The sequence below is a fragment of the Rathayibacter sp. AY1B7 genome (genome assembly GCF_002932735.1).
Classification (GTDB): domain Bacteria; phylum Actinomycetota; class Actinomycetes; order Actinomycetales; family Microbacteriaceae; genus Rathayibacter.
Map to the genome: position 1 here is coordinate 1 of NZ_PSWK01000052.1, position 9,003 is coordinate 9,003.

Below are 9,003 nucleotides of genomic sequence, written 5' to 3' on the forward strand. Positions count from 1 at the left end.
TCCTGGTCCGGGTTCTCGAGCACGTCGTCGACCAGGGTCGTGACCCCGGCCTTCAGCGATTCGAGGGCGAAGAGCGACGAGCGCAGCCGCACCACGAACGGAACCGCCATGCCCCTCTTCCTCTCCGACGCCGCCGTGATCACCATGGACCCGGTCTCGGGCGCCGTCCCGATCACGGCGAGCATCCGCATCGTCGACGAGCTGATCGTCGCGATCGGCCCGGGCCTCGTCCCCGAGCCGGGCGACGAGGTGATCGACGGGCGCGACCGCCTGGTCGTCCCCGGCTTCGTCAACGCCCACACCCACTCGTGGGAGTACCTCTACAAGGGCCGCTACGACAACCTGCCGCTCGAGCTGTGGATGCTGCTGTCGTACCCGATCCTCGGGAACAGCCGCGTCGCTCCGGATCTGGTGCGGCTGCGCTCGTCGCTCTTCGCCCTCGAATCGCTGAAGGCCGGGGTCACGACCCTGGTCGACGACGTGCTCGAGAACCCGGACCAGGACGCGGAGCAGCTCGCCGCGGTCTTCGACGCGTACGACGAGATCGGAGTCCGCGCCAACATCTCGGGCCACGTGATCAGCAGGCCCTTCCACGAGACGATGCCGTTCCTCGAGGAGTACGTGCCGGCGGAGATCCTCGATCAGGCGCGGTCGGCGTCGCGCCCGACGACCGAGGGCTACCTCGCCTTCAGCCGCGAGGCGTTCGCGACCCAGCACGGGAGGGGAGGCGGGCGGCTGCGCTACATGGTCGCCCCGTCCGCTCCTCAGCGGTGCGGGCCCGAGCTGCTCGTGGGGGCGACCGAGCTGGCGCTCGAGCACGGGGCGGAGTGTCACATCCACGTCCTCGAGACGAAGACGCAGCTGGTGACCGGCGAGCTGTCCTACGGCTCGACCCTGGTCGAGTACATGGAGCGGATCGGCGCGCTCTCCCCGAACACGACCTTCGCCCACGGGATCTGGCTCACCGACTCCGACATGGAGCGGATCGCCGCCGCCGGCACGTCCGTCTCGCACAACCCGATCTCGAACCTCAAGCTCGGCTCGGGCATCGCCCCGTGGCGCGCGCTGCACGACGCGGGCGTGAACCTCGGCCTCGGCACCGACGGCTGCTCGAGCAGCGACTCGCCGCGCATGCTCGACGTCGTGAAGGCCGCGGCGCTCCTGCACAAGGTCACGGATCCGGACATCGCCACCTGGCCGACCGTGTCCGAGGTGCTCACCGCCGGCACGATCGGAGGCGCGCGCAGCGCCGTGCTCGACGACGTCACCGGCAGCATCGAGGTCGGCAAGCAGGCCGACCTCGTCGTCTACGACCTCGAGACGCTGAACTTCACCCCGCGCCAGCGGCTCGAGAACCAGCTCGTCTACTCCGAGAACGGCTCGTCGATCGACACCGTGATCGTCGCGGGCCGGGTCGTCGTCTCGAAGGGCGTCTCGACCGCCGTCGACGAGGCGGCCCTCCGTGCGGATCTCGCCGCGCAGCTGGGGGAGATCGTGGCCTGGCAGGACTCGCTGGACCGCACGAACGGCGTGCTCACCGAGCCGTTCCGGCGGATGTACGAGCGGGCGATGCGGCACGACGCCCCCGTCGACCGCTTCAGCGGCCGCCGGCTGGTCTGAGGGCGGGCCGCCTCCCGGCGGACTCCCGGCTCGGCACACGGACGGGCGGGGGCGCGGCTCCAGTAGGTTGCGCACATGAGGTGGCGAGCGGGAGCGGTGGCGGTGCTCGTCCTCGCGCTCGCCGGGTGCACCGCGCCGGCCGACCCCGAGCCGACGACCGGGCCCACGGCCGCCCCCGTCTCCGGGCCGGTGGTCGGCGGCTACGGCGACCTGCACGTCGCGCCCGACGGGTCGATGATGTTCTGCTACTCCGACCCCGACCCGGGATTCACGGGCGTCTGGCGGGAGTGCCAGGACGGGATCGGCACCGTGGGCGTCGACCCGGCCGCGATCGACGCGACCCTCGGGGAGACGGCGACGGCCGATCCGGGCGGGCATCGCTGGGTCGGCGCGGCGGCCGGGAAGCGCACCACCGAGGACGGCACAGACGTCTACACCGTCTTCCTCGCGGGGACCCGCACGGACGACGCCTTCACCGTGACCGCGGTCGGCGAGGGCTCCTACCGCGTGCCGTCCGAGTACCAGGAGCTGCAGCCGGGAGTGCCGGGCGGGTTCCTGGTGCGGCTCGAGCCGATCGGCTGAGCGGGGGCGCCGGCGCAGGTGGAGCGGTCGGAGGCGCCGGGCCGGGTGCAGCGGCCGGGAGGGGCGGAGCCGGCGGACTCGCGCACCCCCTCCGCCCGACCCTCACAGCGGGCGCGGCCGGTACCGCTCGATCAGCGCGTCGAACAGGCCGTTCATCCGCTCGTCGACCACGCGGCGCGACTCGTCGGCGTCGTACCACTCCACGATCTCGCGGGCGCCGTCGCTGAAGCGCACCGAGGGGGAGTAGGCCGGGACGAGGCGGCGGATCTTCGCGTTGTCGAACACCATCGAGTGCGCCTTGTCGCCGATGATCCCGGCACCGAGCTCGGGGTCGGCGGCGGCGATCGCGTCGGAGGCGACGTGCACGAGGCGCGGCTCGACTCCGGCCGCCGCGGCGAGGCAGCGGTGGATCTCGTCCCAGGTCGGCGTCTCGTCGCCGGTGATGTGGAAGGCCTCGCCGATCGCGGCGGAGGCGCCGAGGAGGCCGACCAGGCCGACAGCGACGTCGTCGGCGTGCGTGAGTGTCCAGAGCGAGGTGCCGTCGCCGAGGACGACCACCTCCTGGCCGCGGCGCATCCGGTCGACGACGGTCCAGCCTCCGTCGACGGGCAGCGCGGTGCGGTCGTAGGTGTGCGAGGGGCGGACGATCGTGACCGGGAAGCCGCTCGCGCGGTACTCGGCCACGAGCAGGTCCTCGCACGCGATCTTGTCGCGGGAGTACTGCCAGTAGGGGTTCCGGAGCGGAGTCGACTCGGTGACCGGGACGCTGCGCGGCGGCTTCTGGTAGGCCGAGGCCGAGCTGATGAAGACGTACTGGCCCGTGCGGCCGGCGAACAGGTCGATGTCCTGCTGCACGTGCTCGGGAGTGAAGGCGACGAAGTCGATCACGGCGTCGAAGCTCCGGTCGCCGAGGGCGGCGGTGACGGAGTCGCGGTCGCGGCCGTCGGCCTGCACCTCGCGGACGCCCTCGGGCAGCGGGCGGAGCGACGTCCGCCCCCGGTTCAGCACGGTCACGTCGTGGCCGAGCCGCAGCGCCTCGCGGACGCAGGCGGCGCTGATGATGCCCGTCCCGCCGATGAACAGCACGCTGAGCGACATGGATCCTCCTCCGGCGGCGCCCGCGGCGGACGCCTCCCGATCCGATTCCCCCACATCGGGGCGCCGCACGCGAGTCCCTTGACCCGGCTACCGCTCGACGGGACGCCGTTGCTCGTCCTCCGGCTCGGGGGCGAGCAGCGCCTCCGGAGCGGCCGCCGCGGTCGGCGCGTCGGGCGCCGTCCGCTGCTCGAGGGAGCGGCCCCAGGCCGTGCCCGCGAGGATCAGCGCGATGCCGAGGAAGCCGACCGGCGCGATCGGGTCGCGGGCGAGCGCGACTCCGACGACCGCGGCCCACACCGGCTCGGTGCCCAGCAGGAGGCTGACGCGGGAGGGGGAGGTGCGGCGGACCGCCCACGTCTGCACGAGGAAGCCGAAGACGGTGCAGACCAGGACGAGGTAGAGGAACAGGCCGGTGCCCACGGGGTCGAGCCCCGCGACGTACTCGGGGATCGGCACGCCGACGACGAGCGACGCGGCGCTGAAGACGACGGCGCAGGTGCCGAGCTGCACCGTGGTCAGGCGGAGGGAGTCCATCGGCGCCCGCGCCGAGAGGCGGTGCATCGACGTGACGTGCACGGCCCGCACGACGGCGGCGCCGAGGATCAGCAGGTCGCCGGGGGAGAGCGGGCGGAGGGCGCCGTTGCCCGCGAGCAGCGCGACTCCGACGACCGCGACGAGGCATGCGAGCAGGAAGCGGCCCGGGAGGCGGCGCTTCGAGACGGCGGAGTCGAGGATCGGCGTGATCACGATCGTCAGGCTGATGATGAGGCCCGCGTTGGTGGCGGAGGTGCCGGCGATGCCGTAGGTCTCGAGCGCGAAGATCGTCGCGAGCAGCGCCCCGATGGTCACGCCGACCCGCCACTCCGCCGCGGTGATCCGGTGCCGCCGCGCCGCGACGATCACGGCCAGGCACAGGGCGGCGAGGGTCATCCGCGAGCCGAGCAGCGCCATCACGCTGGAGTCGGTGACGAGCTCCTTCGCCGCGAAGTAGGTCGAGCCCCAGGAGGCGGCGACCACGAGCAGGAGGAGGTCGACCCGGAAGCGGGAGAGGAGAGCGCGCACGGCTCATCGTGGCGGCACGGAGACCCGCAGGACAAGACTGCATCTTCTTCGCCGACGCGTAAGTTGGAGCTCATGCAACTCGGACAGCTCAGGGCTCTGCGGGAGCTCGGCGAGCGCGGGAGCATCGCCGCCGTCGCCGCCGCGATGCGGGTGTCCCCCTCCTCCGTCTCGCAGCAGATCAGCGCGCTGCAGCGCCGCACGCCGACGGCGCTGACCTTCCGCGACGGGCGCCGGACCGCGCTGACCCCCGCCGGCCGCGCTCTCGCGGCCGCCGTGGTCGAGGTGGAGGTGGCGCTCGAGCGCGCGGCGCGGGCGGTCGCGGACTTCGAGGGGGAGCCGAGCGGCACCGTCTCGGTCGCTGCGTTCCACAGCGCGGGGCTGGCGATGTTCGGCCCGCTGCTGGAGGCGCTGCGCGCACCGGGTCGGCCGGGCGTCGCGCTCGCCGACTTCGACGTGGCGCAGAGCGCCTTCGCCGGGCTGACCGCGGATCACGACCTGGTCGTCGCGCACCGGCTCGCCGGCAGCGCCGAGTGGCCCGGGACCGTGCGCTCCACGCCCCTCCTCTTCGAGCCGCTCGACCTCGCGCTGCGGCGCGACCATCCGCTCGCCGCGAAGGACGTCGTCCGTCCCGCCGACCTCCGCGACGAGGAGTGGGTCGCGGTGCACGAGGGCTTCCCCCTGGAACGGGCGATCGACGCCATCGCGGTCCTCGCGGGCGGCGACGCGCGCATCCCGCACCGGATCAACGACTTCCTGGTCGCGGCGGCGGTCGTGTCGGCGGGCGACGGCGTGGCGCTGCTGCCGCGGTACACGACCGACCTGCGGCGCACGCCGGAGGTGGTGCTGCGGCCGCTCGGGATCCCGGGGCTCGGCCGCCACATCGACTGCCTCGCCCGGCCCGAGACGCTGGAGCGCTCGGCCGTGCGGGCCGTGCTCGAGCAGCTGACCGGGATCGCCGCGGGGCTCGCCGCCGCGCCGTAGCATCGTGCCGTGCACCGCCTGATCGAGACCACGGCCGGAGACCCGGCAGCCACGGACCTCTTCGCCCTGCAGGAGGCCGACCTCCTCGCCCGCTACGGCGGCGACGACACCGGTCCGCGCCCTCCCGCCGACGCTCCGACCCTGCTGCTCGAGGTCGACGGCGGGCTCGTCGGCTGCGTGGCGCTCGCGGTCGAGGACGGGATCGGCGAGATCAAGCGGATGTTCGTGGTGAGCGCCGCGCGGGGCCGCGGGCTCAGCCGCGTGCTGCTCGCCGGCGTCGAGCGGCTGGCGGCCCGCGAGGGCGTGGAGCTGCTCCGACTGGTCACCGGCACGGAGCAGCCGGAGGCGATGGCGCTCTACGCGAGCGCCGGCTACGACCCGATCGCGGGCTACGGCTACTGGGGCGACGAGCCGAGCGCGCGCTGCTACGCGAAGCGGCTCGACCGCGAGGCGCTGCTCGCCGACGCGGGCTGACGCCGGGCTGATGCCGGGCTGGCCGTTCGGCCGTCGGGGCGTGACGCCGGGTTGACGCCGGGCTGCCCGTTCGGCCGTCGCGGGCCGGCGCCGGACTGACGTCGGGTGCTGCGCTCGCCCGTCGCGGGCTCTCCGGGCCGCTCGGTCCGGGGTGCTCGCGAGTCGGGCCGCCCGCTCGGAGGGTCCGTATCGGCGAGTCCGACGGGGCATCTGCGACGTCGTGCACGACTGGTCGGCGGTGCGGAGAAGCTGCTGAGGATGAGGCGCGGGAGGCGCGGCGCGCCGCCTCTGGGCAGGTTCGCGCCAGAGCGGCCTCGAGCGGCGTGCCCCGTCGCGGAGCAGGCGACTCTGTCGGAGCGGCACGGGCATCCTCCCGCGCCTCTCACCCGACTCTGCCCCCGATACCCAGGGGTGCACGATGACAGAAGGACTCCGATGCAGAACGAAGACACCAGCACGCCGACCGGCGCCCCCGATCGTCTGACCCAGCGCCGAACCGTGGTGAAGGGCGCCGCATGGGCGATTCCTGTTGTGGCCGCCTCGATCGCCGCTCCGATGGCGTCGGCCTCGACCGCCCCCCAGTGCGCCCTGCAGGACGCGCAGCGCATCGACGCCACCTCGACCACCGCGCTCGCGGCCCGGACGATCCCCGTGCCCGCGGGAACCCAGTGGGTCCGCTTCACGGCGGTCGGCGGAGACGGCGGCGGCGTCCGCACCGGGTCGGACGTCACCAGCGCCGGTGCGCGGGTGACGGGCACCATCCCCGTCGACGCGCTCGGCGGAGCGTCCGAGATCGTCATCACCGCGGGCTCGGGCGGCAGCAACCAGGCCGGCGGCCGGGGGCTCGGCAACGGCGGGGCTCCGGGCACTCCGGGCTACATCGGCTCCGGAGGAGGGGGCGGGGCCAGCGGGATCACCGCCGCGGGCTCCCTGCTCGTCATCGCGGGCGGCGGCGGCGGTAGCGCAGCCGGCTTCACCTCGAACGACTTCACCCGGTCCGCCCGCGTCGGGCCGAACGCGGGGTCCGGCGGTCCCGTCGGCGGCTCCGGCTACGACAGCGCCGTCTCGCGCGCGGACAGCAGCACCGGCTCCACGGAGCAGGCCCCGAGCACCGGCGGAAGCCAGACCGGGCCGGGGCAGCCCGGTGTGACGACGGTCAACGTGACCGAGACGGTTCTCGGCAGCCCGGGCTCCGGGCGCGACGGCGGTGCCGGCGCAGCGAGGACGAACGCGAGCCGCCAGGTGACCTATGCGTCCGGTGGTGGCGGCGGCGGTTACTTCGGCGGTGCCGGCGGCGGCACGTCCCTGTGGGTGCGGGGTGGCGGCTCCTACGCGGCCAACGCGTCGACGGGCGCAGGAGGCAGCAGCTTCGCCGCGTCCGGCGTGACCGTCGAGAACTCCGACGTCGACACCCGTTCGCAGACGATGGGCTACGTGGAGGTCGCCTTCTTCGTCTGCGAGTAGCGCCTGCCCGAAGGCCAGGTGAGCCTCCGTGGTCGCCCGCTCCGGCGTGCGACCACGGAGGCTCGTCGTCGTCACCGTCCGCTCCACGTCGTCCCCGTCCTCCTGATGTCCCATCACCATATCAGTATGGGACGGGAGGCGCCAGACCTCACTCCTCCTGCGGCTCCGCGCCGTCGTGCTGCAGGCGCACCAGGACGCGGCGGAGGTGCATGGCCGCGAGGACGCCGGGACCGAGGGTCCGGGAGGTCGCGGCGGTCCGCTCGTCGACGACCTGCACGAGGTGCCGGATCGCGCGGGCCGCGCCCCCGATCGCCCGGTGCGCGGCGGGGGAGCCGGCGTCGTCGCGGTCGATCGCGTCGGCGACCGCCCGGCAGGCCTCGCTCAGCGGCGGGCCGAGCGCCGGATCGAACGGGAGCGCGCCCGGCCGCTCCCAGATGGTGTCCGCGAGGGCGCCGCTCAGATCGCGGACGTGGAAGAGGATCGCGTCGAGCGTCTCGAGGCGGAGGTGGTCGGGCCGGGAGTCGCGCCGGTGCAGCAGCGCGCGCGGGTTGCCCTTGCGGCTCTCGTCCGCGTCCGCGAGGGCCGCGCGGACCTCCTCCGCCGTCCGGGCCAGCTCCTCGCCGTTGCGCGCCCACGCCTCGTGCTCGGGTGGCCACGTCTCCTCGAGCGCGGCGGCCAGCTGGCGCAGGTGCTCCGCGAGCTCGCGCTGGAACGCGTCGACCCGGGCGGAGGCCGCCTCGACGGTGAGCCCGGGGGCGACGACCACGTTCACCAGCAGCCCCACCACCACGCCCACCGCCATCTGCACGAGGTAGCCGAGGGAGTAGTCCTCGGCGTCGGCCCCGCCGATGATCAGCACGAAGAGGGCCGCCATCGGCACGTACTCGCGGCCTGCGCCGAACCACCCCGTCCCCGAGAGGACCACGCCGATCCCGACGACGAGCGGGATCGTCCACCAGGTCGGGCCGACGGTGACCACCACGAGGGCGGCGAGCCCGATCCCCGCCGCCAGGCCGAGCAGGGTCTGCAGTCCGGTGCGGACCGAGCCCATCAGGGTCGGGTACATGCTGACCAGGGCGCCGAGCGGCGCGTAGTACGGGTACTGCTCCGCGACTCCGGGAGCGAGCGGCGCGACGGCCCAGGCGATGCCGACCGCCAGCGCCGTCTTGAGAGCGAGCATCAGGCGCGAGCCGGTGACCGCCTCCCGCCAGGCGAGGGCGGCGCGGGACGTCCGGGTGCGGGGCATCCCGGCACCCTAGGCGAGGGGCGCGGACCGTCTCTCCCCTCTTGACAGCGGCGGCGGAGGCGCGAGCGGCGGTGGAAGAAAGAGGACGGCGGCTCGGGACGGCGGTGCTGATCACGACTCACGACGAACGTCCGATCCGGCCCACGTCGCCTGCGCCGTTCCACGGGGCGCCGCGGATCCTTCCTCCGTGACGAAAGCGACCGCGCGGACCGCAGGCGCCGTGAAGTGATGCCACCCCCGCTCACGGGGGCCGTTGAGTTTGCGCAGACGCCCTGTTACCGTGAACAAACCGTGCAGCTGGCGGCGTCGGAGGCCTCGAGGTGGAGGTCGCGCCGGATCCTGCGAGTCACGGCGAGCTCTTCTCCGAGGTCCACCGGGCCTCTCCCCTTGGCGCCCTCCGGCGCCTCTCCGCAGCCCCCCCGCCCCCGGGGGCGGGGGGGCTGCGGAGAGGCGCCGGAGGGCGCCAAGGGGAGAGG

The 9,003-nt window shown here is 74.2% G+C and carries 8 protein-coding genes; 5 read left to right on the forward strand and 3 right to left on the reverse strand.

Annotated features, from left to right (window positions below):
- Positions 1-108: 108 nt before the first annotated feature.
- Positions 109-1,620, forward strand: coding sequence for an amidohydrolase family protein (locus tag C5C95_RS16655; RefSeq protein ID WP_104324888.1), 1,512 nt, complete (start codon positions 109-111; stop codon positions 1,618-1,620).
- Positions 1,621-1,695: 75 nt separating this feature from the next.
- Complete coding sequence (locus C5C95_RS16660) at positions 1,696-2,202, forward strand: hypothetical protein (RefSeq protein ID WP_146078486.1); 507 nt, start codon at positions 1,696-1,698, stop codon at positions 2,200-2,202.
- Positions 2,203-2,304: 102 nt separating this feature from the next.
- Here C5C95_RS16660 and C5C95_RS16665 read toward each other — a convergent pair whose 3' ends face one another.
- Together C5C95_RS16665 and C5C95_RS16670 are read right to left on the reverse strand one after the other, a co-directional pair.
- Positions 2,305-3,300 (reverse strand): SDR family oxidoreductase, encoded by a 996-nt coding sequence (locus C5C95_RS16665; protein ID WP_104324889.1) that lies wholly within the window; start codon positions 3,298-3,300, stop codon positions 2,305-2,307.
- Between the two features lie 87 nt (positions 3,301-3,387).
- On the reverse strand, positions 3,388-4,362 hold the full coding sequence (locus C5C95_RS16670; RefSeq protein ID WP_219814776.1) for a DMT family transporter: 975 nt from the start codon (positions 4,360-4,362) through the stop codon (positions 3,388-3,390).
- A gap of 72 nt (positions 4,363-4,434) precedes the next feature.
- Here C5C95_RS16670 and C5C95_RS16675 point away from each other — a divergent pair, with 72 nt between their 5' ends.
- The 3 genes from C5C95_RS16675 to C5C95_RS16685 all read left to right on the forward strand — a co-directional run bounded on the left by C5C95_RS16675 (position 4,435) and on the right by C5C95_RS16685 (position 7,281).
- The gene (locus C5C95_RS16675; protein ID WP_104324890.1) at positions 4,435-5,343 is read left to right on the forward strand and encodes a LysR family transcriptional regulator; all 909 of its coding nucleotides are present in this window, start codon (positions 4,435-4,437) and stop codon (positions 5,341-5,343) included.
- Between the two features lie 9 nt (positions 5,344-5,352).
- Positions 5,353-5,817: a GNAT family N-acetyltransferase gene (locus C5C95_RS16680; protein ID WP_104226986.1), complete on the forward strand. Its 465-nt coding sequence runs from the start codon at positions 5,353-5,355 to the stop codon at positions 5,815-5,817.
- A gap of 435 nt (positions 5,818-6,252) precedes the next feature.
- On the forward strand, positions 6,253-7,281 hold the full coding sequence (locus C5C95_RS16685; RefSeq protein WP_104351504.1) for a hypothetical protein: 1,029 nt from the start codon (positions 6,253-6,255) through the stop codon (positions 7,279-7,281).
- Between the two features lie 148 nt (positions 7,282-7,429).
- Here the strand turns inward: C5C95_RS16685 and C5C95_RS16690 are convergent, their stop codons facing one another.
- Positions 7,430-8,527, reverse strand: a complete 1,098-nt coding sequence (locus C5C95_RS16690; RefSeq protein WP_104283006.1) for an aromatic acid exporter family protein — start codon at positions 8,525-8,527, stop codon at positions 7,430-7,432.
- Positions 8,528-9,003: the final 476 nt, after the last annotated feature.